Below are 24,859 nucleotides of genomic sequence, written 5' to 3' on the forward strand. Positions count from 1 at the left end.
CGGAGGCGGCCCGGTGTCCGGTCAGCGGGTGCGGCCCTCCAGGGATTCGATGGACACGGTGCCGCTGTCGCCGCGCATGGCCACGCCGTGCCGGAACTGGCTGAGCACCGTGGGATCGGACAGGTTCAGCCGCGGATCGACCGACCCGGTGCGCACCGAGGTCCAGCGCCCGTCGCGGCCGTGGAAGATGTCCAGGGATTTCCCGGCCACCACGAGCGCGAACTTGTCGCCGGGTTGCAGATCCAGGCGGGCGGTCGGATTGCCTTGCAGGAACTGGCCGTTGAGCCGGATGTCGAAGCCGGTCTGTTTGCGGAAGTGGTTGTACCAGGCCACCACATAGGTGTCCTTGTCCTTGACCAGACCGGTGAACAGGCTGTTCTCCCGCATGCTGCCACCGGCCAGTTCTCCGACCTCCACGATGTTCACCGCCGGATTGGCCGAGGGGGTGGCGTTGGAGCCGATCATGGTGAAGAACTGGCTGGGGTGACTGACCTTCAGCTTGGAATCCGACACCGTGGGTGCGGGTGCGGCCTCGCCGCTGAAGGGCTGGTGACCCCGGTAGTGCGCGCTGGTGTCGGAGTCGAAACCGTCGAGGATGGTGCGCTTGGGGTAGTTCGCCTCGGTCGGTTCCGGCACCGGCACGGTCACCAGCCACGGCTCGTCGACCACCTGCCGCCCGGCATCGTCGCGGTAGAAGGCCCTGGTGGTCACCTGGGAATCACCGACACTGCCGGGCACCAGCCGGTACCGCGCCACCGTGGACTCGCCGGGGCGAAGGTCCACTGTGGACACCTCGCCGACCGGTTCGGCCAGCCAGCCGGCGGGCAGCACCAGTTCGGGGCGGACCTGACGGACCGTGCGCGGTGAGTCGTTGACCACCAGCACACTCGCCGGGGTGGCCTGACCCTCCTTCAGCGTGCCCGGCACGAAATGCGTGTTGACCCCGGCGCCCTCGGTGGTGCCGACATAGGACTCCGGCTGCTGCACCGGCGGTCCGGACACGCCGCGGCCCTGGGACAGCACGAGTTGCGGGCTGATCCCGAACCGGCCGGTACGCGGTCCGTGCACGGTCAGCCCGCCGCCGGAACCGGTGAGGGACAGGGTGAACCTGCCGTCGGCGGCGGCCTCCTTGAGCTTGCGCGCGTCCAGGTCCAGGACCACCCGGTAGCCGTACTGGCCGGGATCGAAGCCGGACTCGTTGGACAGCGCGCCGCGTGCGTCGGCCGGATCATCCGGCAGCACAACGGCCTGGGTCGACACACCGTCCACAAAGGCCCGGAACGTGGTGGGGTAGCGGCGTTCGGAGGTCTGCGGGAACCGGGTGCGGGGCGAGCCCGGCCGGGACGCGGAGGCCTCCAGGACCAGCTGGGCGGTGTTCCAGCGGCCTTCGCGCAGCTCGTCGGGCAACTCGACGGTCCACTGGAACTCGCCGTCGCCGTAGCCCCAGGCGGCGCTGGAGCCGTCGTTGCGGAAGGTGTCGTGGCCCTGCGGCCAGTTCGCCTTGGCCGCGGCCGGATCCAGCCGGATGGTGCCTGCCACCCTGGACGGGCTGGTGCGCTGCTCGCCGAGCACGGTGGCCCGGTCGGTGCGGGTGCTCCAGTCCGCGAGGAAGGTCTGGCCGGTGGCCAGCACGTCCCGGCCACGCACCAGCTGGATGTCCAGGCGGCCGTGGGTCAGCTCGGCGGGCACGGTCACCTCGACCTTGCCCAGGTCGCTGGTGGTGTACTTCTTGGGGGACACCGGTTTCCGCGCCCACTCGGTGCCGCGGACCGGCGCGCCGGTCGCATCGGTGCCGGAGATCCGCCAGCGCAACTCGGTGGCGCCGAGGTCGCGGCCGGAGAACAGCGAGGACTTCGCCGTCAGCGACACTGGCTGACCCGGGGTGACCCGCTGCACCGGGCGGGCGTCGAAGAACAGCACGTCGTCGGCGTTGGCCAGGTGCACGCCGCCCTGTTTCCCGTCGGCGTCGAGGTAACCGGGCACCTGGAGCGTGCGATCGTAGGCGGACCAGCCGTTCCACTCCCATTCGATGTCGGCCAGTTCGGTGAACAGGTAGCCGTTCATCTTGGGCTGGTTGCGGAAGAGTTCGGTGGTGTAGCGGAACGGCGCGGCGACGTCCTGATCCTTCTCCCGGCCGCCGGACCACGGACCGAACTCGGAGTTCAGCAGTGGCTGGCCGGCCTGCTTCTTGCCCTCCTCCATGTTGAAGGTCGAGCCGGGATAGGTGTTGCGCACGATGTGGTCCACATTGGACTTCCATTCCTCCCATGTGGACAGATAGCCGTGGAAGTCGAGTAAGTCCGTGCTCTCACTGGGGTGGTGGTTGTTGCAGCAGGGCGAGTTGTCCACGATCAGCCTGCCGCCCTGGGTGAGTTGCTTGGTGAGCTGCACCATGCGTTCCACCCACGGCTTGGCGTCCTCGCGCATGCCGTTGCCGTCGGTGATGCCCCAGCCCTCGTTGAAGACGTCCCAGATCACGATCGACGGGTGGTTGTAGTCCCGCTTCACCGCGTCGTGCAGCACGCTCTCGAACAGCTGCTCCGCGCGGGCCTGGTAGCCGTTGTAGCCGAAGTTCGGCTGGTCGTACCAGACCATCAGGCCCATCACGTCCGCCCAGTGGTAATACAGCGGATCGTTGATCTTGATGTGCAGGCGGGTGGAGTTCAGGCCGAGTTGCTTGGCCAGTGCGAGATCGAAGAGCACCGACCCCTTGCGCGGGTCGCCGACCGAGCCTGCGCGCAGGTCGCCGCCCTGGTAGAGGCCGGTGTAGGAGTAGGTGCCCCAGGGGTTGAACGCCTGGTCGAGCGCGGAACGCAGGTAGATCGGTTTGTTGTTCAGGTGCAGATATTGGTACTGCTGCTGGGGATCGGACTGCTCGGCCGGGGAGTGGCCGGGCGCCCAGTCCCGGGAGATGGTGCGCAGGCCGGTCCAGGTGTGCAGTGCGTCCCGGCCCTGGGCGCCGGTCAGTTCGACCTGGACCTGGTAGAGCCAGGGCGTGTTCGGCGACCACAGCCGGGCTTCCGGAATGTCCACAGTGGACTTTCCGGTGGTTCCGTCGAGAGTCAGCGTGCTGGTGGCGATGACCCGGCCTGCCTTGGGTTCCACCGGCTTGGGCAGGTCCAGGCCGCGTTGCTCGACACCGGGCCTGCCTGCCTGCTCGCGGATGGTGATCTTCGCGGTGGACCCGGCCGCCGCGGTGTTGCCGGTGATCGCGACCTCGGCCTTGGCGCTGGTCAGGCGGTCACCGGCGAAGGTCAGCTTCGGCGTGACGTGCACGGTGTCCAGGCGGGCGGGATCGGCCGGTTCCAGCCAGACCGACTGCCAGATGCCGCCGGTGTCGGCGTACCAGCCCATCTGCTTGCCCTGCGGGTACGGCGTGCGGTCGCTGTTGTCCGGGGCGAAGGCGCGGACCACCAGCGAATGCGTGGAGCCCGGCGCCAGACGGCCCAGGTCGACCTCGAACGGGGAGTAGCCGCCGTCGTGTTCGGCCCGCTGCACACCGTTCAGGAACACCACGGCGTTCCATTCCACCGCGCCGAAGCGCAGCAGCACGTTGCGCTCGGCAGGCCAGTCGGCGGGCACGGTGACCTGGCGCTGGTACCAGACCGCGCCCCGGTTGGCCTCGAACTGACTGGCGTAGACCTGGTTGTTGGCGCGGGCCTGTTCACCCACGCCGGCCAGGGAGGTGTAGCTGAACGGGACCCGGACGGCGTGCTGCCACTCGTGCCCGCCCGCCGCCCAGTTCTCGGTGCGGCCGACATCGCGCGGGTCGAAGCTCAGCGACCAGGTTCCGTTGAGGTTGAGCCATTTCCCGTCCGCGCCGGCGCGGCGGTCCAGGTCGGGGCGCGGGTAGTCCGGGTGTGGCAGGGAGCGTGGCGTATCCCGGTCCAGGCGCAGGGTGACCGCGGTGTCGCCGCGGGATTCCAGGGGCTGCCAGCGGAAGTCGTAGCCCTGTTTGGCCGCGACCACGCCGATGGTGTCCGCGGGCACCCTGGGCAGGCTGAACCGGCCGTCGGCGCCGGTGCGCACGCTGGTGGTCTGGGCCGCCGCGTGTACCACCGCCCCGGCCACCGGCGCGCCGGTGACCGCGTCGCGGACCTGGCCGGTGACGGTGCGCTCCGCTGGGGCCGCCTGGGCCGCCGGTGGGGTGAACGTCGACGCCGAGGCGGCGACCAGGGCCAGCGCGGCTACCAGTGCAGCGGTGCGCGATCGGGAACGGGGCATGGGGCGCCTACCTCCTGGCGGGGGAGCACAACCGAAGGTGGGGTGGGCGCGCCATGGCGGCGAGCAGCGAGCCCACCCCGATGTGGAACCGCTCCCATTAACAGCAGCCGATCATGAGCAGTCAAGAACTGACCGAACTATGGCCGGAAATGGACTGCCAACGTTGTAATCCGATCAGGCTAGCCGGGGGTGACTGTGTTTGAGCGGGCGTCTGCTCGGGCGTGTTCGCGGTGCTGAGGTGCCCGGCCCGGCGTCCGCAACGGCCAACGTGGCGTACCGGAACGGCCAACACGCGGGTGGGGTGGGTTAGACGAAGGCGCTGTGGCCGGTGATGGCTCGGCCGACGATCAGGGTGTTCATTTCGCGGGTGCCTTCGTAGGAGTAGATGGCTTCGGCGTCGGCGACGAAGCGGGCCACGTCGTAGTCGAGGACGATGCCGTTGCCGCCGAGGATTTCCCTGGCCCAGCCGACCGCTTCGCGCATCCGGACCGTGCAGACGGCCTTGGCCAGGGCGGAGTGTTCGTCGCGGTAGACGCCCTCGTCCTGCAGCTGGGCCAGGCGGACCACCAGGGCGAGGCTGGTGGTGACGTTGGCCAGGATGCGGACCAGCAGGTCCTGGACGAGCTGGAAGCCGGCGATGGGGCGGCCGAACTGTTCGCGCTGGGTGGCGTAGGCCAGGGCCTTCTCGTAGGCGCCCATCATCACGCCGACGGCCTGCCAGGCGACGCCGCCGCGGGTTTGGCGCAGGATGTCGGCGGTGTCGCGGAAGCCGGTGGCGCGTTGCAGCCGGTTGGCCTCCGGGACCCGGCAGTCGGTGAGGGTGATGTCGGCGTTCTGCACGGTGCGCAGGGCGACCTTGTGTTCGATCCGGGTGGCGGTGAAACCGGGGGTGCCGCGTTCGACCACGAAGCCCTTGACCTTGTTGTCGGCCTCGTCCCTGGCCCAGACCACGATCAGGTCGGCGAAGGTGGCGTTGCCGATCCAGCGCTTGGCGCCGTTGAGGATCCAGTGATCACCCTCGCGGCGGGCGGTGGTGCGCATGCCGCCGGAGACGTCCGAGCCGCCTTCGGGTTCGGTGAGGGCGAACGCGCCGATCTGCTCCATCCGGGCCATCGCCGGCAGCCACCGTTGCTTCTGCTCCTCGCTGCCACAGCGGTTCACGCTGCCCATGGCCAGTCCACTGTGGACACCGAAGAAGGTGGCCAGGGACGGGTCGACGCGGTTGAGTTCCATGGCCAGGAAACCGGTGAGCAGGCTGCGTTCGCCGCGGTAGGCCAGGCCCGCGATGTCCAGTTCGGCGAAGCCCTTGATGATCTCGTGCGGGAACTCGGCGGCGGCCCAGGCCCTGTTGGCGATGGGAGCGACCTCGGCGGCCAGGAATTCCCTGGTGCGGCGCACGATGTCCTGCTCTCGGTCGTCCAGGAGGTGCTGGAAGCCGTAGAAATCGCCGGTGAGGAGGTCGGGTGCGGTGGCCATGTCAGGCTCCTTCGGTGGTGGTGAGCGCGGCCAGGATCGCCAGTTGCCGGTCGTCGCGGCGCCGGGTGCGGCCGGGGTAGTCGGCGCTGCCGAAGTTTTGGTCGGCCGCGGTGGCCAGGGTGTCCACTGTGGACTCATCGAGGACAGGGGTGCGGCACTGGGCCCAGCCGCGGGCCATGCCGGGGCCGAGGTGGGTGAGCAGGTGCCGCAGGCCGCCGGGGCCACCGCCCAGGTGCAGGGCCTCGAACGGGCCGACCGCGGCCCAGCGGATGCCGAGGGAGTTGCGCACGATCAGGTCCAGTTCGGCCGGGGTGACCACGCCGTCCTGGACCAGGGTGACCGCCTCGGCGAACAGCGCGCCCTGCAACCGGTTGGCCACAAAACCGCGGCTCTCGGTGCGCAGGGTGACCGGGACCTTGCCGAGGCCGCGGTAGAACCCGGCGGCGCGCTCGACCAGTTCGGCGGCGGTGTCCGGGTGCGGGACCAGTTCGACCAGGGGCAGCAGGTGCGGCGGGTTGAACGGGTGCCCGACCAGTACCCGGCCCGGGTCGGCCATGCGCGCCCCGAGCAGGCTGGGCACCAGGCCGGAGGTGGAGGACAGCAGCAGCGCGTCCGGCGGGGCCGCCTTCTCCAGTGCGGCGAACAGGTCCTGCTTGAACTCCAGGTCCTCCGGGCCGTTCTCCTGAACGGCGTGCACATCCCGCACGGCGTTGAGCGTGTCGGCGGTGCACTCCAGGCGGGTGAGCAGTTCGGCCGCCTCGCCGGTGAAGCCGGGGACGGTGGGTGCGAGTTCGGGGATGGCGGCGGTGGCGATCTGGGCCAGGTCGGGGCGCGGGTCGCACAGCCGGACCTGGAAACCCTTGGCCAGGAACAGGGTCGTCCAGGACAGGCCGATGACGCCGGCGCCGACGACCGCGATGGTGCGGCTCATGACTGGCTCCCTCGCAGGTAGTCGTGCACCGGCCGGAGCGGGGCGAGCGTGAGGTCGGTGATGATGTGGCTGGCCGAGACGATCTCGCGGACCGGCAGGTCGGCCAGTGGCGCGAGCACGTGCTCGAACAGCTGCAGGCGGGCGGGACCAGTCCAGGCGTCCTTGATCGTCAGGTCGGTGATCTGGGTGCGGGCCAGCTCGCAGATTCGGGGCTTGCCGTCATAGCCAGGGACGATCTTGAGCATGTACGTGGGCACCGCGATCTGCGCCCTGGCCAGCTCGAAGTCCAGGGGCCGGTGCTGGTAGCCCATGGTCGCGGTGGCCACCCGCTGCGAGCCGAGGTCCAGGGTGCCGACCAGGGCGCCGTGCTCGGCGAAGAGCGCGGGCGAGCCCATCGACTTGGGATAGGCGGCCAGCTCGCGCCCGGCGGCGGTGGCGGCGAAGCTGTCGAGGTACATCTGGTGCAGGTACTCGCCGCGTTCGGCGCCGAAGCGGACCGGGATGACCTGGCCCGCCTCGGTGTAGGGGCCGTAGTTGCTGGCCTGGTTCATCCGCATGATCTCGAAGCGGACCAGCGGTTCCTCGATCTCGAGGGGTTCCGGGACCACGGCGCGCAGGGCGTCCGGGTCGGTGCGGTACACGATGTTCAGGTACTCGCGGTCGCGGAAGCGGGTGCGTGCGGCAGGGTAGGCGGGTGCGGTGAGCGGGGTGACCAGCCTGCGGGCCACATCGGCTGCCTTCATGACGCGGTGACCCCGTTCTCGGCGAGCGCGCGGCGCTGTTCCGGCGGGTAGCCGAGTTCGGCCAGCACCTCGTCGTTGTCCTGGCCCAGCCGCGGCGCGTGCCTGCGCAGACCGGCCGGGGTGGCGGAGAAGCGGACCGGCGAACCGATCACCCGGTAGGCGCCCTCGGTCGGGTGCTCGGCGGTCTCCAGCAGGCCGACCTCGCGGACGTAGCCGTCCTCGGTCACCTGGTCCAGGTCCAGCACCGGGGCGAACGGGATGCTCAGCCGCGCGCAGGCGGCCTCCCAGTCCGCGGTGTCTCGTCGCACGGCGAACTTCTCGATCAGCTCGTAGAGGTCGCCGAAGTGCTCGGCGAGGGACTCGGCCGTGCTGAACCGGGGATCCTCGGCCAGCTCGGGCGCACCGGCCTCGGTGAAGAAGTCGAGGAGGTTTTTACGGCTGTAGGGCAGGATGCAGGCCCAGCCATCGGCGGTGCGCACGGCACGGTGGCCGGGCGCGAGCGAGCGCGGGAAACCCAGGAGCCCTTGCGCGGGCTCGAAAGTGCGGCCCGCGAGGTGCTCGACCAGGTTGAACGCCAGCATGGTGTCGGTCATCGGCACCTCCACCCGCTGGCCCTCGCCGGTGCGCTGACGGTGCAGCAGCGCGGCGAGCACCGCGTAGACGATGGTCAGCCCGCTGACCTTGTCGCCGAGGATGGTCGGCATGTAGGTGGGGGTGCCGGTGGCGCGGCGCATCAGGTCGGCGGTGCCGGAGGTGGCCTGCACGATCTCGTCGTAGGCGGCCCGGCCGGCCAGGGAGGAGTCGCTGCGGAAGCCCTGGGCGTTGCAGTACACCAGGTTCGGGTTGACCGCGGTGAGGTCTTCGTAGCCAAGGCCGAGACGGGCGAGCGCGCCGGGACGCATGTTGGTGACCAGCGCGTCGGCGGTGCGCACCAGGTCGAGGAAGACCTCTTTGCCCTGTGCTTGCTTGAGATCGAGCGCGATGGCCCGCTTGTTCCGGTTGACGTTGAGCGCCAGCGCGCCCATGCCCGCGTTGCGTGCCGGGGTGGACAGCCTGCTCATGTCCCCGGCAGGCGCCTCCACCTTGATCACATCGGCGCCCAGGTCGCCGAGGATCTGGGTCGCGTACGGGCCCATCACCACGGTGGAGAGGTCGATGATCCGGATCCCGTCGAGCGCGCCCCTGTTCTCGGTCATCACGGTCCTTCCTCGTTGTGCTCCGGTCACCTCCGAACTTAGGTAGGCTAAGGATCTTACGCAATGTGATACGGTGCTATCCATATAGGTAAGGAGTCGCGATGTCCGATCTCGCCGCCAAACGCCCACATCACCGCGCGGTCGACCGGATCGCCGCGATCTTGGAAACCGTGGCCACCGAGCCCCAGGGGCTGGGGCTGACCCAGCTCGCGCTGCGCCTGGACGCCCCGGTCTCCTCGATCCAGAAGCTGGTCAACGGCCTGGTCGCGGTCGGCTATCTGGACGAAGCCGACCACCGCTTCACCCTGGGCGCCGCGCCGTACCTGCTGTCGCTGCGGGCCGGACGGGTGCCGGCCAGGGTGGTGCGGCACGCGGACCTGGTGACGCTGTCCCGGGAGCACCGGTGCAGCGCGGTGCTGGCGGTGCGGCTGGGGGACGCCTCGGTGTACGTGGACTGGGCTGGCACGGACGATCCGTTCAATTACCTGACAGTGCGGCAGTTGCGCACGCCGCTGCCGGAGACCGCGGTGGGGCGGGTGCTGCTGGCGCACCTGCCGGAGCGGGAGCGGCATGAGGTGGTGAGCGCGCACGTGGGCGGCGAGGCGCAGGCCGCGCTGGGGTTGCTGGGGGAGCTGGCGGAGATCCGGGAGGACGGGTTCTCGCTGGGGGACAGCGGGCCGATGCTGCGCGGGATCGCGGCGGTGGCGGCGCCGGTGTGGGCCGAGGGGGCCGTGGTGGGGGCGGTGTCGCTGGCGGGGCGGCGGGAGGCGGTGGGGGAGCGGTTGGCGGAGCTGGCCGAGGTGCTGGTGTCGGCGGTGCGGGAGTGGGCGGGGCGGCCGGTGGAGCGGTGAGTGGGGTGGAGCTGGCTGAGGTGCGGGAGTGGGCTGGGCGGCTGGCGAAGCGGTGAATGGGGTGGAGTGATGAGTGGGGGAGCGACAAGCCGGGACGCGGTGGGCCGAGGGATTGGCGGGCCGGGGATTCCTGGGCTGGTGGAGTGACGGGTCGCGGGCGGGGTTGGCGGAGGCGGGCGGATGGCACCGCGGCGGGCGGCCGTTGGCGCCGGGGCGGTGGCTGAGCGGCGGTGGCTGAGCGGCCGCGGAGCCGGATCCGTGGCGGACGCTGGTGGTGAACCCGCCCTGGCGTGCCGATCTTCCGGCGAGTTGGGCCAACTGGTACGCCGGGTTGGCTCAAGTGGGCGTACCAGTTGGCCCAAGTGGTACTGGGATGCGGACCGCGTGGCTCAGGTCAGCGCGTAGCCCAGGCGGCCTTCGTTGCGGCCGCCGGGGACGCCCTCGCAGTTCTCGTGCGGGGACAGGAAATGGTCGTCCTGCTCCGGCCAGTAGCACCGGTACAGCGGGATCGACGGTGCGCTGGGCTGCTCCAGGTAGGCCCAGCCCTCGGTGCGCAGCACGGTCTGGTTCTCGCAGCCGGACTGGGTGGAGACGAAGTGGTTGCGGCCCTTGACACTGGTGTAGGCGCAGCCGTACAGCGCGACGGTGCCCGGCTGTGCCGCGGTTTCCAGGAACCAGCGGTGTTCCAGCGCGTACTTGGCGGTGACCGGGCCGCTGGTGTCCCAGTGTTCGCGGCCGTCGTAGAACCGGCTGAACGCCCGCTGGGTGCTGGTCAGGGCGTGGCCGAGGACCTGGTCCTGGGTGCCGCGGCCCTCGCAGTTCGCCGCGGTCGAGGTGAAGTGGTCGCCGCCGGATTTGCAGCGGTACAACGGGGTTGACGGCGTGGCCGGGGGTGCGGCGGTGTTGATCCGGCCCTCGCTCTGCAGCACCGCGTGTTGGGGCGAGTCGCAGCCCGCGGCCAGGGACAGGTAGTGGTCGGTGCCGTTGCGGCAGCCGTAGAGCGGGACGGTGCCCGGCGTGGCCGCGGTGTCCAGCTGCCACAGCTTGCCGGGCTCGGGGGCGAAGCCCGGGGTGCGGTCCAGGACCGTGCTGGTGCGGTGCTGGGCGCCGTTGACGTAGCCGGTCAGCGTGGTCCTCGGCAGGGTGCGGCCGGCGACGCAGGTGACGTGGCGGCGCATGGCCACCGCGTTCGCCCAGTCACCGGCCTTGGCCCACTGCAGGTAGTACAGGTAAAATTCCTTGTCCACAATGGACGGATCGGCGCCGGTGCCGACGATGGTGGGGTAGGCGTTGCCGCGTTCGGGGTCGCGGAACAGGGTGGTCGGGCCGGACCAGCCGGTGATCCCGTCCGGCGAGGTGGCCAGTACGAACTCGGTGATGCTGTTGCCCGCCACCATGATCGTGCCGCCGCGGGTGGTCCTGACCACGCTGGGATGCCAGGCGCCGACGCCCTGCTCACGGACCGCGCTGGAAGGCCCGTTGCGGCCGGGGGAGTTCCAGGCGCCCTGGTGGTACTTCTTCCACTCGCTGGCCTTGCCCTGCTTGGCCGCCGCGATCACCTTGGCCAGTGGGGCGCGGGCCACCGACAGCGGGGTGTTGACCCACTTGCCGTTGTCGAAGGAGTAATCCGGGAAGTAGGCGTACAGGAAACCGTCGCGCAGCACGAAGCTGGACGTGCCGATGTCGGCGGTCAGCTTGTGCTGGTGCGCGGTGGCGAAGTCCATGTCCGGGGCGATGATCTCGCCGAGCCGCCGGGTGTGGCCGGTGGCCGGGTCGTGCAGGCCCAGGTGCAGGTCGGAGTAGAACTGGTGATTCGGCCCGTCCAGGCTGCGTTCCAGGTGCAGCATCTGCAGCACCAGGCCACTGCCCGGATCGCGGAAGACCGGGCCGCCGCCCGCATACTGGTAGCCCGCCGGGATGTTCTGCACCTGTCCGTGTTTGGCCCCGCCGGCCACCGGATTGTCCAGGGTGCCGCGGGTGGTCGAGATGCTCTGGTTGATGTTGCCGGAGGGCACCAGCGCGGAGACGGACAGGAACCGGTACTGGCCACCGCCTTCGGGCAGCACCCCGAAGGCGGTGTCCGGCCAGCCCTTCAGGCCAAGGCCGAGCCGGGTGGCGTTGTCCACGACGACCTGGGCTGGTCCGACGGAGACCGCGGAACACGGTTCGATCGCCGCGGGGGCGGCCGCGGCTGGTTGCAGGCCGGTGGCGGTCAGCGCGACCGCGGCGGCCAGTGCTCGGATGATCACCGGATGAGTGTGCCCGGACCGCGGGTCACGGCGTGGGGGAATCGCCCAGGTCGAGCCGGAAGCTGAGGCGGTCCAGGCCGGGGCCGTCGTAGTCGGGCTGCACCGGACGGCCCTCGAACTCGGCCGGCCCGGGCTCGGTGAGGAAGCCCATCCGGGTGTGGAAGGCGTGCGAGCCCGCGTTGGTCGGGGAGGTGATCGCCCGCACCACGGTGCGCCCGTTGGCCCTGCTGTGCGCGAAGAACCGCTCGTACAGCCAGCCGCCGACCCCCAGGCCGCGCAGGGCCGGGTCCACCCCGACGAAGTGGATGTAGCTCTCCCGCGGCCGGGACTGGGACAGGAAACCGATCAGGAACGCGGCGATCCGCCCGTCGCGTTCGAGCACCGTGCTGCTGGTGGCGAAGTGCTGGAACATCAGCCGGGGCACCAGCAACGCCCGCTGCTGCTCGCCAGCGGCCCCGCCAAGGCCACCCCACCAGGTGGACAGGGCCACGGTGACCTTGGCGTGATCGGCTTCCACCGGCTCGCGCGCGGTCAGGTACCCCGGAAGTTTTCTGGTCATGTGTCCAGTATCCCCCGGTACAAGATCGCGCCGCCACGACCAGGGTGCCCGGCGCCGGCTCGGCCGGTCCGTCGTCTAGGCTCTGACCATGCGTTATGGGGGGATCGCCGGTGCACTGGCGCTGGCCTTGCTGGCACTGACCGGTTGCGGCACCCGGTCCATCGTGGGCGCGGCGGAGGCGGTGCCGATCGAGGGCACGCCACGGGCCGTGCTGATCACGCCGGGCAAGGCGGCGCCGCTGAAGTCGGAGGAGGCGCGCAAGCTCGTCCCGGACGAGCCGCTCGACGCGCCGCCGCTGAAGAAGATGGTGCAGGAGCTGCGCCTGCAGACCCTGATCATGGTGCAGTTCCGCGGCGAGGTCGCCGGCTCCTGCAAGGACGACAAGATCGTGTTCAAGGCAGGCGGGATCACCGACTGCACGGTCACCTACAACGGCCTGCAGGTGCCGTGGCAGATCACCGTCTCCGACGACTTCAAGGAGTCGGACATGCTGGTCAAATACACGATGAAGCCGCTCAAGGGCGTGCTGCAGGCCGAGGCGGTGCACGCGTTGTTCGCCGAGCAGTACCAGCGGCGGGGCGATGAGCTGCGCTGCGACCAGCTGCCGGCCGCGCAGCTGGTCGAGCCGGGCAAGAAGACCGAGTTCAAGTGCCAGTACCGGACCGTGTCGGCCGGCGGCCGCCAGATCACGTTGAAGGACGTGACCCTGGACGTGTCCCGGCGGGGTTCGATCAACTTCCTCTGAGGTTGTGGCCGGAGCGCCCCCGCCGCGGCGGGCGGCGGGGGCGCTCTCGGGTCAGGCGCCGGGCAGGACCTGGATCTTGCGGCCCTCGCCGCGCCGGAAGGACTCCAGCGCCTCGGCGTAGTCAGCCAGGGGCAGGCGGTGGCTGATGAAGATCTCCGGGTCCAGCACGCCGGCGGCGAACAGGTCGGCGGCGCGTTCGTAGGAGTGCAGCACGGCCATCGAGCCGGTGATGGTGATCTCCTGGTTGTAGATCTTGTACGGCTCGATCACCGCCCGCGCGGAGTAGTCGGAGACGCCGAACTGCAGGAAGGTGCCGCCCTTGGCGACCCGGCCGAGGCCGTCCTGGATGGCCTTCTCGTTGCCGGTGGCGTCGATGACCACGTCCCAGCCCCGCGGCCGGTCCAGCTCGTCGGCGTTGGTGGCGGTGCCGGTGACGCCGAGCTGCTGTGCGGTGGCCAGCCGGTCCGGGTTGAGGTCGACCATCTCGATGCTGGCCGCGCCGGTGCGCTTGCCCAGTTCGAGCATCATCAGGCCCATGGTGCCGGAGCCGTAGATGAGCACCCGGCTGGCCAGCTGGGAGTTGAGGATGTCGTAGCCGCGGACCGCGCAGGAGAGCGGTTCGATCAGCGCCGCGTCCTCGGTGCGCACGTGCTCGGGCAGCTTGACGCAGTTGGCCACCGGGGCCACCGCGAACTGGGCCGCGCCACCGGGATTGGTCACGCCGATGGCGGCCCAGCGCTCGCACAGGTTGTTGCGGCCCAGCCGGCAGTAACGGCATTCGTGGCAGTACAGCGAGGGATCCACCGCGACCCGGTCCCCGGCGCGGACCTCGGTGACGTCCTTGCCGGTCTCCACCACCACACCGGCGAACTCGTGCCCGGGGATCACCGGCAGGGTGGGCGCGAATTCCCCTTGCAGGATATGCAGATCAGTGCCGCACAGGCCGCAGGCGGAGACCTCGACGACGACCTCACGGGGGCCGGGAGTGGGATCGGGCACCGTGGTGACCTCGACCTGACCGACTCCGGTGATGACGGCGGCCTTCATTACTTCACAGCTCCCAACGACAGGCCCTGGACCAGCTTGTCCTGGGCGGCGAAACCGGCGATGAGCACCGGCAGTGACACCACGGTGGCCGCGGCGCACATCTTGGCCAGGAACAGGCCCTGGCTGGTGACGAACCCGGTGAGGAAGACCGGCGCGGTGCCCGCGACGACCCCGGTCAGCACCCGGGCGAAGAGCAGCTCGTTCCAGCTGAAGATGAAGCAGATCAACGCGGTGGCCGCGATGCCGGGCATGGCCACCGGGGCGACCACCCGGCGCAGCGTGGTGATCAGGCCGGCGCCGTCCAGCGCGGCGGCCTCCAGCATCTCCCTGGGGATCTCGGCCAGGAAGGAGCGCATCAGCCACACCGCGATCGGCAGGTTCATCGAGGTGTAGAGCACCACCAGGAAGGAGATGTTGTCCAGCAGCCCGGTGTACTGGGCGATCAGGTAGATCGGCAGCAGTCCGGCGACCACCGGCAGCATCTTGGTGGAGAGGAAGAAGAAGAGCACATCGCTCCACTTCCGCACCGGCCGGATGGAGAGCGCGTAGGCGGCCGGAACAGCCAGCAGCAGCACAAGAATCGTCGAGCCGACGCTCGCGGTGACCGAGTTGAGCAGCGGCGGCCATGGACTCGCGCCGCCGTCCGCGCCGAAGAACTCCGCGTACCCGCTGAAGGTGAGCGGGGCCAGCACCGACGGCGGGTTGGTCGCCGCGTCGGACTCGCTGTGCAGCGAGGTCAGCACCATCCAGGCCACCGGCAGGAAGAACAGGATGCCGGCGAACCAGGCCAGCGCGCCCCACGGGCGCCAGGCGCGGCGGGTCATCGGGTCACCTCGTCTTTCAGCAGGGAGGACACCGCGCGCAGGGCGAAGGTGGCGATGATGATCGAGCCGATCACCACGACCACCCCGGCCGCGGAGGCCGCGCCGTAATCGTGTGCCTGGTAGAAGGTCTGGTAGATGGTGTAGGGCAGGTTCGCGGTGTCCAGGCCGCCGGAGGTGATGGTGAAGACCGCGTCGAAGTTCTGCACGATGTAGATCGAGCCGAGCAGCCCGCCCAGTTCCAGGTACTGGCGCAGGTGCGGCAGGGTCAGGTAGCGGAAGACCTGCCAGCCGCTGGCGCCGTCGATGGAGGCCGCCTCCACCGCGTCCAGCGGACGGGATTGCAGACCGGCCAACAGGATCAGCATCATGAACGGCGTCCACTGCCAGACCAGCGAGGCGATCACCGCGATCAGCGGCATCTCGCTGATCCAGTCCAGCTCGATGCCGAGGATCCCGTTGAACAGCCCGTATTCCGGGTTGTACAGCGCGTGCTTCCACAGCAGCGCGGCGGCCACCGGGACCACCAGGAACGGCGCGATCAGCATCGTGCGGACCAGGCCGCGGCCGCGGAACTTGTTGTCCAGCAACAGGGCCAGCCCCAGCCCGAGGATCAGGCTGACCAGCACCACGCTAGCGGTGAGCAGGATGGTGGTGAGCACCGAGGACCGCAGGTTCGGGTCGGTGACCACGGCCAGGTAGTTGTCCAGCCAGGCGAAGCCGCGGTTCTCCGGGGCCAGGGAGTTCCACTGCAGGAAGGAGATCACCAGGGTGGCCACGAACGGGAGCTGGGTGACCGCGATGGTGAAGATCAGCGCGGGCAGCAGTGGCGCGCGCCGGGCCCAGCGGGCCGCCGTGGACAGTCCGCGTGGCTGGGCGGGCGGGCTGGGGCGGGTGGCGAGGGTGGTCATCGTTCCTCCTCTCAGGACTTCCGGTACTTCGCGGCGACCTTGTCCGCCAGGCCTTGCGCGGACTTCAGGGCCTCCGCCACGCTCTGCCGTCCGGCGATGGCCGAGCTGATCTCCTGGGAGACCTGGGTGCCGAGGTTGGTGAACTCGGGGATGCCGACGAACTGGATGCCGTAGGCGGGCCGGGGTTGCACGCCGGGGTTGCGCGGGTCGGCGGTGGCGATGGCGGTGCGGGTGGCATCGGCGTAGGAACCGCCCAGCTTCAGGTATTCCGGCCGCTGGTAGGTGGAGGCGCGTTTGCCGTCGGGGACCTTGGACCAGCCGAGCTGCTGGCCGGCCACGGTCTCGTAGTCCTTGCCACTGGCCCAGGACAGGAACTTCCAGGCCGCCTGCTGCTTCGTGGATGCCTGCTGCACGGCGAAGGCCCAGGTGTAGAGCCAGCCGGAACTCTTGGTCTTGACCACCGGCGCCTGGGCGAAGCCGAGCTTGCCGCGTACCGGGGAGTCCGCGGCTTCCAGGAGCCCGGCGGCGGAGGTGGCGTCGTACCACATGGCCGTCTTGCCCTGGGTCATGTTGTTCAGGCATTCGGCGAAACCGGCTTGCGGGGCACCGGCTTCACCGTGGTTCCGGACCAGGTCGACGTAGAACTTGGTGGCCTCGGTGAACTCGGGGGAGTCCAGTTTCGCCTGCCAGTCCTGGGTGAACCAGGTGCCGCCGAAGGTGTTGACCACGGTGGTCAGCGGCGCCATCAGCTGTCCCCAGCCGGGCTGGCCGCGCAGGCAGATGCCCTTCATCCCGGCCTCGGCACCGTCCACTTTGGACGCGATGTCGGCGACCTGTTGCCAGGTGGGCCGATCCGGCATGGAGAGGTTCTTGGCGGCCAGGATGTCCTTGCGGTACATCAGGAAGGAGGACTCGCCGTAGAAGGGCTGGGCGTAGACCTTGCCGTCGGCGGCGGTCAGCGACTGCCGGATCGGCTCCAGGATGTCCTGCTGGTCGAAGCCGGGATCGGCGGCGATGAAGGGATCCAGGGGCGCCAGCCACTTGTTCTTGGCGTAGATCGGCACCTCGTAGTTGGACAGGGTGGCGATGTCGTACTGCCCGGCCTGGCTGGTGAAGTCCTGGCTGATCTTGTCCCGGACGTCGTTCTCCGGCAGCACGGTGAAGTTCACCTTCACGCCGCTGCGGCTGGTGAAGTGCTGGGCGGTGAGCCGCTGGATGTCCAGCATCTGCGGGTTGTTCACCATCAGCACGTTGATCGAGTTCGGGTCGTCCGGATCGCCGATGCCGCCCGCGCCCGCGCATCCCGCGGTCAGCAGTAGCGAGCACGCCGCGATCGCCCCGAGCCTGCGTGGCAGAGGAGACCTCATCGTCTTCCTTTCGAGTGTGACGAGTTGGCCCAAGTCGTACGCCGAGTTGGCCCAAGTGGGTGTGCCAGTTGGGCCAAGTCGGTGTAGGAGAGCGGCCAGTACGGGGGTGGGGTTAGACGCGGTGGACCTTGGGGCCCAGTAGGGCGTAGCGGTGGGCCTCGGTCGGGGACAGCGTGGTGTCGGTGATGATCGCCTCGAAGTCGCCGACGGCGGCGAACTTGCTGAAGCTGGCCACGCCGAACTTGGTGTGCACGCCGACGAAGATCTTCCGCCGGGAGGACCGCATCGCTTGCGCCTTGACCGCGCTGACCACCGGGTCCGGGGTGGTCAGCCCGTGTTCGCGGGAGATGCCGTTGGCGCCGATGTAGGCCAGGTCGATGACCAGTTCGCTCAGCATCCGGATCGCCCAGTGGTCCACGGTGGCCTTGGTGCGGCCGCGGACCCGCCCGCCGAGCAGCAGCACGGTGACGCTGGGCTGCTCCGACATCGCCGCCGCGGTCGGCAGTGAGGCGGTGACCACGGTCAGCGGCCGGTTGGCCGGCAGGTGTTCGGCGATGAGGTGCGGGGTGAAGCCCTCGTCGATGAACACCGTCTCGGCCTCGTCCAGGCGGTCGGCCGCGGCCCGTGCGATGCGCTGCTTCTCCGGGACCATGGACGCGGCCCGGAAGGCCAGTCCGGTCTCGAACCCGGCGCTCTCCACCGGCAGCGCGCCGCCGTGCGTGCGGCGCAGCAGCCCGTGTTCGCCGAGGGTCTTGAGGTCGCGGCGCACCGTTTCCGGCGCGACCCCGAACTCGCTGGCCATGGCCATCACGTCGACCTTGCCGTCGGCTCGGGCCCTGGCCAGGATGCGTCGCTTGCGGTCCTCCGCCTGCATCCAGACCTCCTTGTCCGTTCGGGCGTCGATCCTGGGCTCGACTGTGCCCGTTCGGGCTTGGTGCATAGGTGTAACACCACTGAAACGCTGTGGCCAGCGCCACAGCCTGGCGTGGTTATGCCCGTTTGCTGCCCGTCTTGGCGGCGCCGGACCTGGGGTTTCCCCAGGTAATCGATCCACCTGGGCAGGCGTGCTGCCTGTTTCGCGTGATCTAGCTGCCCGGGTGGTGGCCCGGACCTTCTCCATGAGCACCCGGGAGGGTGACTTTTCGCGCCCGGTCCTGGCGCACGGTGAGCACCACGCCGATCACCAGGGGCAGTGCCAGCGCGGCGACCAGGACCATCCCGCCGTCCTGTCCGCCGCCGAGGAAGCCCTGCGCCATCGGTCCGAGTGCCGCGGAGGCCGCCGCGGCCGCGGACAGCACGCCCGCCGCGGTGGTGGGGGAGTCGGTCGCGGCCGCACCCAGGGCGGTGACCAGCGGGTACAGCGGGGCGATGCCGAGGCCGGCGAGTGCGGTGGCCGCGGTGAGGCTGGGGATGTGCGGTCCCCACAGCACGATGCCGCCGGTGCCGACGGTGGCCACCGCGGCCGCGGCGACCAGCAGCGGGCCGGTGCCCAGCAGGTCCACCAGGCGTACCGAGATCAGCCTGCCCACCGCGACGCTGATCCAGAACGCCGAGGTCACCGCGGTGGCCGCGGCCGGTCCGGCGGCGGCGACCAGCACCGCGTTCTGGTAGGACCAGTCGGCCAGTCCGGCGTTCATCATGTTCACCGCGGAGACCGCCACCATCGGCGCGGCGAGCACCGCGAGCCCGATCGGCAGCCGCGGCGTGGCTGCCCGGTTCAGTTCCGAAACGGGCGTGGCCCGGTGCCGGAACAGACGGTGGCCCAGCACCGCCATGGTGCCTGCGGCCAGCGCGTAGGCCGCGCCCCAGTGCCCGGTGAGCCGGCACAGGTAGACCAGCAGCGGTCCGGCGATGGAGCCCAGGGAGTACCAGAAGTGCAGCTGGGCCACGTGCCGCGGCGCCTGGTCGCCCATCCGGGCCACCACTTCGGCGTTGCACACCACGTGCAGCCCGCCCTGGCCAAGGCCCCACAGCACGGCTGCCAGGACCGCCACCGGCAGCCCGGCTGGCAGGAGCAGCAGCAGGAGTCCGGCGGAGTAGCAGAGGAACCCGGCCAGTCCGAGCAGCGCGGTGGACAGCTTGGCGCCCAGCCAGGCGCAGCTCACCGAGGCGAGGAACTGGCCGAGCTGGCGGCCGGAGCGGATCGACCCGGCCAGTGGCAGCGTGATGGCCAGGGCCTGCGCCAGGTCGCCCAGGGTCGGGCCGAGCAGGGCGCTGCCGAAGCCGAGCACGCCGAAGACGCCGCAGCTGAGCCAGAACCACTGACGTGCCTGCCAGGGACCGGCCGCCACCTGCGCGTGCACCGGGACGGGGGAGAGCATCCGGTCTTTGTGGCAGAGAGCGACCCGTTCGGTCGAGTTGTTGCATTGGTGGAATGGAACTAGCGGGAGAAAGAACCTGTTTTCATCCGCAACCAGTTACCGTTGGACGATCATTGTCGCAGGTCAGAGCATTGTCCGATGGTCGGATGGATGATCACCGGCGGGAGTTGCGGATCTGGAATCCTGAATTCCACCCGATGGGGACCGGTTTCAAATTAGACTCTCCCCCAGACGGGTGTGTGCAAGCCAACGGTGTGTCGGTTCGACGTTCGCGGTCCCTCGATGGGAGGCTGTTGCGCGTCCTGGGTTGACGGGCAGTGATGAGGATGGACTCGAGCCGGTGAACGTGAAGAAGCTGATCGTGGTGTTGGCGGTCATTCTGGTGATCTACTTGATCGTCAACGACCCCACAGGTGCCGCCGGTGGCGTGCACGGCATCCTGGGCATGCTCCGCAGTGCCGCCGAGTCGGTGATCACCTTCGTGCAGCGGCTGTTCACCTAACCGAACAGCAGCACCGCGAGGCCGAGGGCGGCGACGATGTTGACCACCGTCGCCGCGCCGAAGACACCCACCGGCCGCCAGCCCGCCGCGCGCAACGCGCCCGCCCGGAACTCCAGGCCGATGCTGACGAAGGCCAGGATCAGGAACCAGGTGCGCAGGTCGTTGGCCACGCCAATCGCGGCCTTGCTCTCCGCCGCCGGCACCAGTCCGATGTAGACGGTCGTGAGGACCGAGGCGGCCAGGAAACCGAGCACGAACTTCGGGAACCGTTGCCACAGCTGGCTTCCCGCCGAGCGCGCACTGGGCCCGCTGCGTTCCACCTTGAGCGCGAAGTAGGCGGTCAGCGCCACCGCGACCACGCCCAGCAGCGCGTTCTGGGTGACCTTGACGATGGTGGCGATTTCCAGGGCCTTCTGCCCGGTCAGCGAACCGGCCGCGGTGACCGCGGCGGTGGTGTCGATGTTGCCGCCGATCCAGGCCCCGGCCACCTCCGGCGGCAGGCCGAGCGCGGCCGCGGCCCAGGGCAGCACGAAGATCGAGGGCAGCGCGAAGACGATCACCAGGCTGGCGCTGTAGGCCAGCTGTTCCTTCTTGGCCTGCACCGCGCCCGCGGCCGCGATGGCCGCGCTGACCCCGCAGATGGCCACCGCCGAGGACAGCAGCGCGCGCAGCTTGTCCTCCAGGCCGAGCCGTCCGCCCAGCCACCAGCCGAAGCCGAAGACGATGGTGATCAGCAGCAGCGACTGGATGATCGCCGGTCCAGCAGCCCCAGCAGGATCGCGTACACCGGGAACTCGATCGAGGCGCCGATCCCGGCCAGCGCGGTGCCCTTGGTCAGCGCGGGCACGGCAGCGGAGAGGTAGCGGGTCAGCGCGGACAGGGCGAGCACCACGAGCACGCCGAGCGCGGCGTGGCCGAGGGTGCGGCCGGGGGCGATCGTGGTCATCACGGCACCAGCCCTGGTGGGATGACGCCGGTGAGGGCGAGGGCGAGTAGCGCGAGTCCGATGAGGACGGAGAGCCAGTCCTCATCGATCGCGCGGGCGGGCCGCGGTCCGGTCATGGCCGGGGACGGTAATCACGGCCACCCGCCGCCGGCAGCGGCGCCGTTGTCGTCTCAGACACCGGGACGATTCGTGGCCGCTGCGGCCGTTCGGGGTAAGCCGTCTTGACGAGCCGAGGTGCGCTGTGACTGGCACTTCCGGACAGATTCGACTTCAGGGAAGTTGCTGCGCACCGCCCGTTTCCGCCCGATGCACACGTGTGTGCGGGCGGTTCCGGCAAGGTCGTGTCCTACCAACGGAGGAAACGCTTTCCACTGGTCCTGCCGGAGCAGCGGCCCGACCACCGGGTTCGAGAATGTCGCAGCGGCACAACGAGGGCGGCTCGACCGGAACCGGCCACGCTCGTACCGTGTGCCCGCATGCGGATCAGCGGGAAGCACATCGTGGTGACCGGGGCGGCGAGCCCGCTCGGCGCCGCGCTGGTGCACCGGTTCGCGCGGGAAGGGGCGCGGGCGGTGGTGGCCGCGGACTTCGACCTGGCCGGGGCGCGCGCGGTGGCCGCGGCGGCCGGTCCGGTGGTGACCGCGCACCGCTTCGACGCCGGGCACGAGTCCGAGGTGCTGGCGCTGATCAACGGCGCGGTCCGCCGCCACGGCGATATCGACGTCTACTGCGCCAACCCTGGCCTGACCGGCCCGCCCGGTGGCGCGGAGGTGGCGGATGACATCTGGGACACCCTGTGGCGGGCGCACGTGCTCTCCCCGGTGTGGGCGGCGCGGGCGCTGGTGCCCCGGATGCGGTTGACGGGCGGTTACCTGGTGCTCGCCGCCTCGGCGGCCGGGTTGCTGACCCAGCCCTCGGCCCTGGTGCACACCGTGGTCCAGCACGCCGCGGTGGCACTGGCCGAGTGGCTCAACCTCAACCACGCCAAGGACAACGTGCGGGTCTCCTGCGTCTGCCCGAGTTCCCCCGCCGACCCGGATCGCGTCGCCGAGACGGTGCTCACCGGGATGGCCGACGAACGGCTGTTGATCCTGCCGCACCCCGAAGTGCAAGATCACTTGATGCGCCGCGCGAGTGATCATGAGACCTGGCTGAACCACATCCGAGACCTGGTGGGCACCGCGTGATCGAACACCTGACCCTGGACAACGGCCCGCACCGGCACACCGCCATCGCCGCGGGCCCAGCCGACGGCGAACTGGTGCTGCTGCTGCACGGCTGGCCGGAGTTCGCCGACTGCTGGACCGAACACGTGCGTGCCCTGGCCGCCGCGGGCTACCGGGCGGTCGCGGTGGACCAGCGCGGTTACGCCGTCGGCGCCCGCCCACCCGAGATCACCGATTACACGGTCCCGCTGCTGGTCGCCGACGCGCTGTCGTTCGCCGCCACGCTCGGCGCGGCCCGCTTCCACCTGATCGCGCACGACTGGGGCGGCCTCATCGCCTGGGCGCTGGCCAGCGCGCACCCCGAACGGCTGCGCTCGCTCTCCGTGCTGGCCACCCCACACCCCGTCGCACTGCGACAGCAACAGGAAACGGACCCGGACCAGCACAGTCGCCTGGACTACGTCCGTTTCTTCCAGCTCCCCGACGGTCAGGCCGAGGCCAGCCTGCTGGCCGAGGACGCGGCCCGGCTGCGCGCGGCCTACGAGGGCAAGGTGGCCGCGGACCTGGTGGCGCGCAACGTGCGCAGGCTGTCCGAACCGGGTGCGCTGACCGCCACCCTGAACTGGTATCGCGCGGTGGACGAGAAACTCACCATCCCGGCGGGCCGGATCCGCACGCCCACGCTGTACCTGTGGGGTTCGGCGGACCGCGCGCTGGGCCGGGGCGCGGCGTTGCGCACCGCCGAGTTCGTGGACGCGCCCTATCGCCTGGAGATCCTGGCCGGGGCGAGCCACTGGCTGCCCGAGGAATGCGCCAATCAGACGATTCCGTTGCTCCTCAACCATCTCGCCGCCCACCCTTCCTAGGCTGAACGAGTGAACCCCGGGTTGTCTGGGCAACCCGGAGTCCGCCGCGGGGGTGCTACTCCACGGACCGCCTGAACGCGGGCGGCTGGGGAGGAGCAAGACATGAGGGCTCGTTTGCTGTCCGTCGCGGTGGTGGCCGCGGCGCTGAGCGCGGGGCTGGCCGTCCCGGCGCAGGCCGCGCAGGCGGATCCGTTGCCCAACGGGGGGAGCTACGCCGCGCTGAAGGCGGCCAAGGTGGTGCACACCGATATCGCCGAGCCGCTGCGCACGTTCCCGGTCACCGAGGACAAGGTGCGGGTGGGTTCCTGGCTGGACAAGGGTTTCCACTCGTCGAAGGTCTACCTCACCTTCGACCTGACCGGCATGCACGGCGCGGAGCTGCTGACCGCGCACCTGTCCGCGATCGAGACCGCGGGCGACTGCGAGCGCACCAGGGTCACCGAGGCATGGGTGACCGACGGGAACGGCGAGCCGACCTGGCTGAATCCGCCAAGGGAGCGGGTGAAACTGGCCGGTCCCAACGCTTTCGGCCCGTGCGCTGGCGATTTTGTGACCTGGCCCGCCGACGAACTGGTGCGCGAGGCGGTGCACTCCCGCAAGTCCAGCATCACCCTGGCGCTGCGGATGTCCGGCGCCGCGCAGCTCAACCCGGCCGACAGCCGTTCCTACGAGCGGCTCGCGCTGGTGGTGCGCTACAACCGGGCACCGAACGCGCCGACCGGGCTGGCGCTGATGACCGGGTCCGCCAAGCGGGATTGCGTGGCGGAGCACCAGTTCATCAACGACCCCAAGCCGCGGATGGTCGGCACGATGTCGGATCCGGACCCGAACGAACAGCTCCTCGCCAAGTTCACCCTGGCCTCGACCAGCGACCCGGCACACCGGGTGGAGGTGGACGGGGACTTCCGGTCCACCGACTACGCGCACGGCTACGTACCGGCGAACTTCCTGCGGGACAACGAGACCTACGAACTGACCCTGCGCGCGGCCGACCCGTTCAACGCGATCTCGCCGCCGAGCGCGCCCTGCCGGTTCAGCACCGACTTCACCCGCCCGGACCAGGCTCCCACAGTGGTTTCCACGGACTACCCGGCCGGTGACGAGGAACCGGGCCACGGCGGGGTCGGCGTGACCGGCAAGTTCACCTTCAGCCCCAACGGTGTCAGCGATATCACCGCCTACCACTGGGGTGACGGCGACCGGATGCGCACCACGCCCGCGAACGCCGACGGCACGCTGACCGTGGAGTACGCGCCGACCCAGGCGCACGGCCAGCGGATGCGGGTCTACGCCAAGGATCGCGCGGGCAACCTGTCCCCGGTGACCGAGTACCGGTTCTACGTCAAGAGCTAAGGATGGCTGTTGGTGCGCATCGGGCGATAGGCGTGTTCGCCCGGTGCGCCCCACACGTAGTCCTGGTGTTTCACCGGTGTGGAGCCGAAATCGTAGGCGCGGTACCGGCCCGCGGCGTAGTCCAGCCAGCGCTCGAACAACCGGACGTGCTTGCCGTCGGCGACCAGGATGTCCCCGGCGCGCAGCTGCGGCAGCTGGATCCGGTGCGCGACATCGGCCAGGTCCGGGCTGTCGCCGGGACGCGGGGTGGCGTAGCTGAACCGCAGGCCCCAGGTCATGGAGACGAACCCGGAGCAGTCGGTGCGGTAATACGGCCACCGGCACCCACCCAGCGGTCCGCCCCAGTCGATGTCGGCGTAGCCGATCCCGTTCTGGTAGCAGCGTTCCTGGGAGTACTGGAGGTTCTGCCGGTACCAGGTCTCGGCCCGCGCCAGCACCTGCTCGCCGAAACCGCTCGCCCTGCTCGCGGCCACCCCGGACCCGTCAGCCGCCACCACCAGCAACAGACCAACACTCATCGCGACGGCCCCCAGCCGCCCGCCCCTGCTCCACCCCATGCCACCATCTTGACATGGCCGGGCGAGT

At 70.1% G+C, this 24,859-nt stretch carries 22 protein-coding genes; 6 read left to right on the plus strand and 16 right to left on the minus strand.

Annotated elements, in window-relative coordinates; translation table 11 throughout:
- Positions 1–21: 21 nt before the first annotated feature.
- The 5 genes from ACTOWY_RS17860 to ACTOWY_RS17880 form a co-directional block, all read right to left on the minus strand.
- Positions 22–4,224 carry a sugar-binding domain-containing protein gene (locus tag ACTOWY_RS17860; protein ID WP_441310761.1) on the minus strand — a complete coding sequence of 1,401 codons (4,203 nt, stop codon included), beginning with the start codon at positions 4,222–4,224 and terminating at the stop codon, positions 22–24.
- A 306-nt stretch (positions 4,225–4,530) separates the two neighbouring features.
- A complete protein-coding gene (locus tag ACTOWY_RS17865; RefSeq protein ID WP_441310762.1) occupies positions 4,531–5,700 on the minus strand; it encodes an acyl-CoA dehydrogenase family protein in 1,170 nt (389 codons plus the stop codon).
- Position 5,701: 1 nt separating this feature from the next.
- Positions 5,702–6,631 carry a 3-hydroxyacyl-CoA dehydrogenase NAD-binding domain-containing protein gene (locus tag ACTOWY_RS17870; RefSeq protein WP_441310763.1) on the minus strand — a complete coding sequence of 310 codons (930 nt, stop codon included), beginning with the start codon at positions 6,629–6,631 and terminating at the stop codon, positions 5,702–5,704.
- Complete coding sequence (locus ACTOWY_RS17875; RefSeq protein ID WP_441310764.1) at positions 6,628–7,374, minus strand: acetoacetate decarboxylase; 747 nt, start codon at positions 7,372–7,374, stop codon at positions 6,628–6,630. The genes ACTOWY_RS17870 and ACTOWY_RS17875 overlap by 4 nt, the downstream gene beginning before the upstream one ends.
- On the minus strand, positions 7,371–8,570 hold the full coding sequence (locus ACTOWY_RS17880) for a CaiB/BaiF CoA transferase family protein (protein ID WP_441310765.1): 1,200 nt from the start codon (positions 8,568–8,570) through the stop codon (positions 7,371–7,373). The genes ACTOWY_RS17875 and ACTOWY_RS17880 overlap by 4 nt, the downstream gene beginning before the upstream one ends.
- A 101-nt stretch (positions 8,571–8,671) precedes the next feature.
- On the opposite strand from ACTOWY_RS17880, the gene ACTOWY_RS17885 reads away from it, so the two are divergent.
- Entirely contained in the window at positions 8,672–9,421 is a 750-nt protein-coding gene (locus tag ACTOWY_RS17885) for an IclR family transcriptional regulator (RefSeq protein ID WP_441310766.1), read from the plus strand.
- A gap of 389 nt (positions 9,422–9,810) precedes the next feature.
- Here ACTOWY_RS17885 and ACTOWY_RS17890 read toward each other — a convergent pair whose 3' ends face one another.
- Both ACTOWY_RS17890 and ACTOWY_RS17895 read right to left on the minus strand, forming a co-directional pair.
- Positions 9,811–11,670, minus strand: a complete 1,860-nt coding sequence (locus ACTOWY_RS17890) for a hypothetical protein (RefSeq protein WP_441310767.1) — start codon at positions 11,668–11,670, stop codon at positions 9,811–9,813.
- 25 nt (positions 11,671–11,695) lie between these two features.
- Positions 11,696–12,229, minus strand: a complete 534-nt coding sequence (locus ACTOWY_RS17895) for a GNAT family N-acetyltransferase (RefSeq protein ID WP_441310768.1) — start codon at positions 12,227–12,229, stop codon at positions 11,696–11,698.
- An 88-nt stretch (positions 12,230–12,317) separates the two neighbouring features.
- Here ACTOWY_RS17895 and ACTOWY_RS17900 point away from each other — a divergent pair, with 88 nt between their 5' ends.
- Entirely contained in the window at positions 12,318–12,974 is a 657-nt protein-coding gene (locus tag ACTOWY_RS17900) for a hypothetical protein (protein ID WP_441310769.1), read from the plus strand.
- Between the two features lie 51 nt (positions 12,975–13,025).
- Here the strand turns inward: ACTOWY_RS17900 and ACTOWY_RS17905 are convergent, their stop codons facing one another.
- From ACTOWY_RS17905 to ACTOWY_RS17930, 6 genes are all read right to left on the minus strand, one after another.
- Positions 13,026–14,021, minus strand: a complete 996-nt coding sequence (locus tag ACTOWY_RS17905) for a zinc-dependent alcohol dehydrogenase family protein (protein ID WP_441310770.1) — start codon at positions 14,019–14,021, stop codon at positions 13,026–13,028.
- A complete protein-coding gene (locus ACTOWY_RS17910) occupies positions 14,021–14,845 on the minus strand; it encodes a carbohydrate ABC transporter permease (protein WP_247757358.1) in 825 nt (274 codons plus the stop codon). Before ACTOWY_RS17910 ends, ACTOWY_RS17905 begins: the two co-directional genes overlap by 1 nt.
- A complete protein-coding gene (locus ACTOWY_RS17915) occupies positions 14,842–15,753 on the minus strand; it encodes a carbohydrate ABC transporter permease (RefSeq protein ID WP_441310771.1) in 912 nt (303 codons plus the stop codon). Before ACTOWY_RS17915 ends, ACTOWY_RS17910 begins: the two co-directional genes overlap by 4 nt.
- Positions 15,754–15,764: 11 nt before the next feature.
- A complete protein-coding gene (locus ACTOWY_RS17920) occupies positions 15,765–17,120 on the minus strand; it encodes an ABC transporter substrate-binding protein (RefSeq protein ID WP_441310772.1) in 1,356 nt (451 codons plus the stop codon).
- Between the two features lie 112 nt (positions 17,121–17,232).
- Entirely contained in the window at positions 17,233–17,994 is a 762-nt protein-coding gene (locus tag ACTOWY_RS17925) for a DeoR/GlpR family DNA-binding transcription regulator (protein WP_441310773.1), read from the minus strand.
- Positions 17,995–18,205: 211 nt separating this feature from the next.
- Positions 18,206–19,441, minus strand: a complete 1,236-nt coding sequence (locus tag ACTOWY_RS17930) for an MFS transporter (RefSeq protein WP_441310774.1) — start codon at positions 19,439–19,441, stop codon at positions 18,206–18,208.
- 340 nt (positions 19,442–19,781) lie between these two features.
- On the opposite strand from ACTOWY_RS17930, the gene ACTOWY_RS17935 reads away from it, so the two are divergent.
- Entirely contained in the window at positions 19,782–19,943 is a 162-nt protein-coding gene (locus tag ACTOWY_RS17935; RefSeq protein ID WP_247757350.1) for a hypothetical protein, read from the plus strand.
- Here the strand turns inward: ACTOWY_RS17935 and ACTOWY_RS17940 are convergent.
- Entirely contained in the window at positions 19,940–20,695 is a 756-nt protein-coding gene (locus ACTOWY_RS17940) for a YeiH family protein (protein WP_441311007.1), read from the minus strand. The genes ACTOWY_RS17935 and ACTOWY_RS17940 overlap by 4 nt on opposite strands.
- Positions 20,674–20,889 (minus strand): hypothetical protein, encoded by a 216-nt coding sequence (locus ACTOWY_RS17945; protein WP_441311012.1) that lies wholly within the window; start codon positions 20,887–20,889, stop codon positions 20,674–20,676. The genes ACTOWY_RS17940 and ACTOWY_RS17945 overlap by 22 nt, the downstream gene beginning before the upstream one ends.
- Positions 20,890–21,365: 476 nt before the next feature.
- Between ACTOWY_RS17945 and ACTOWY_RS17950 the strand changes: the two genes are divergently transcribed.
- The 3 genes from ACTOWY_RS17950 (at position 21,366) to ACTOWY_RS17960 (ending at position 24,274) form a co-directional block, all read left to right on the plus strand.
- Positions 21,366–22,076, plus strand: a complete 711-nt coding sequence (locus ACTOWY_RS17950; protein ID WP_441310775.1) for an SDR family NAD(P)-dependent oxidoreductase — start codon at positions 21,366–21,368, stop codon at positions 22,074–22,076.
- Positions 22,073–22,921, plus strand: a complete 849-nt coding sequence (locus ACTOWY_RS17955; RefSeq protein WP_441310776.1) for an alpha/beta fold hydrolase — start codon at positions 22,073–22,075, stop codon at positions 22,919–22,921. Before ACTOWY_RS17950 ends, ACTOWY_RS17955 begins: the two co-directional genes overlap by 4 nt.
- A 102-nt stretch (positions 22,922–23,023) precedes the next feature.
- The gene (locus ACTOWY_RS17960; protein WP_441310777.1) at positions 23,024–24,274 is read left to right on the plus strand and encodes a hypothetical protein; all 1,251 of its coding nucleotides are present in this window, start codon (positions 23,024–23,026) and stop codon (positions 24,272–24,274) included.
- Here ACTOWY_RS17960 and ACTOWY_RS17965 read toward each other — a convergent pair.
- A complete protein-coding gene (locus tag ACTOWY_RS17965) occupies positions 24,271–24,831 on the minus strand; it encodes a hypothetical protein (protein ID WP_441310778.1) in 561 nt (186 codons plus the stop codon). The genes ACTOWY_RS17960 and ACTOWY_RS17965 overlap by 4 nt on opposite strands.
- Positions 24,832–24,859 lie beyond the last annotated feature (28 nt).

Origin of the sequence: Crossiella sp. CA198 (genome assembly GCF_052078295.1) — a bacterium.
Taxonomy (GTDB): Bacteria; Actinomycetota; Actinomycetes; order Mycobacteriales; family Pseudonocardiaceae; genus Crossiella.

What these genes read in the sequence shown, in the direction of transcription:
- ACTOWY_RS17860 (WP_441310761.1), bottom strand. Translation starts at nt 4,224, where the DNA reads ATGCCCCGTTCCCGATCGCGCACCGCTGCACTGGTAGCCGCGCTGGCC.
- ACTOWY_RS17865 (WP_441310762.1), bottom strand. Translation starts at nt 5,700, where the DNA reads ATGGCCACCGCACCCGACCTCCTCACCGGCGATTTCTACGGCTTCCAG.
- ACTOWY_RS17870 (WP_441310763.1), bottom strand. Translation starts at nt 6,631, where the DNA reads ATGAGCCGCACCATCGCGGTCGTCGGCGCCGGCGTCATCGGCCTGTCC.
- ACTOWY_RS17875 (WP_441310764.1), bottom strand. Translation starts at nt 7,374, where the DNA reads ATGAAGGCAGCCGATGTGGCCCGCAGGCTGGTCACCCCGCTCACCGCA.
- ACTOWY_RS17880 (WP_441310765.1), bottom strand. Translation starts at nt 8,570, where the DNA reads ATGACCGAGAACAGGGGCGCGCTCGACGGGATCCGGATCATCGACCTC.
- ACTOWY_RS17885 (WP_441310766.1), top strand. Translation starts at nt 8,672, where the DNA reads ATGTCCGATCTCGCCGCCAAACGCCCACATCACCGCGCGGTCGACCGG.
- ACTOWY_RS17895 (WP_441310768.1), bottom strand. Translation starts at nt 12,229, where the DNA reads ATGACCAGAAAACTTCCGGGGTACCTGACCGCGCGCGAGCCGGTGGAA.
- ACTOWY_RS17900 (WP_441310769.1), top strand. Translation starts at nt 12,318, where the DNA reads ATGCGTTATGGGGGGATCGCCGGTGCACTGGCGCTGGCCTTGCTGGCA.
- ACTOWY_RS17905 (WP_441310770.1), bottom strand. Translation starts at nt 14,021, where the DNA reads ATGAAGGCCGCCGTCATCACCGGAGTCGGTCAGGTCGAGGTCACCACG.
- ACTOWY_RS17910 (WP_247757358.1), bottom strand. Translation starts at nt 14,845, where the DNA reads ATGACCCGCCGCGCCTGGCGCCCGTGGGGCGCGCTGGCCTGGTTCGCC.
- ACTOWY_RS17915 (WP_441310771.1), bottom strand. Translation starts at nt 15,753, where the DNA reads ATGACCACCCTCGCCACCCGCCCCAGCCCGCCCGCCCAGCCACGCGGA.
- ACTOWY_RS17920 (WP_441310772.1), bottom strand. Translation starts at nt 17,120, where the DNA reads ATGAGGTCTCCTCTGCCACGCAGGCTCGGGGCGATCGCGGCGTGCTCG.
- ACTOWY_RS17925 (WP_441310773.1), bottom strand. Translation starts at nt 17,994, where the DNA reads ATGCAGGCGGAGGACCGCAAGCGACGCATCCTGGCCAGGGCCCGAGCC.
- ACTOWY_RS17930 (WP_441310774.1), bottom strand. Translation starts at nt 19,441, where the DNA reads ATGCTCTCCCCCGTCCCGGTGCACGCGCAGGTGGCGGCCGGTCCCTGG.
- ACTOWY_RS17945 (WP_441311012.1), bottom strand. Translation starts at nt 20,889, where the DNA reads ATGACCACGATCGCCCCCGGCCGCACCCTCGGCCACGCCGCGCTCGGC.
- ACTOWY_RS17950 (WP_441310775.1), top strand. Translation starts at nt 21,366, where the DNA reads ATGCGGATCAGCGGGAAGCACATCGTGGTGACCGGGGCGGCGAGCCCG.
- ACTOWY_RS17960 (WP_441310777.1), top strand. Translation starts at nt 23,024, where the DNA reads ATGAGGGCTCGTTTGCTGTCCGTCGCGGTGGTGGCCGCGGCGCTGAGC.
- ACTOWY_RS17965 (WP_441310778.1), bottom strand. Translation starts at nt 24,831, where the DNA reads ATGGGGTGGAGCAGGGGCGGGCGGCTGGGGGCCGTCGCGATGAGTGTT.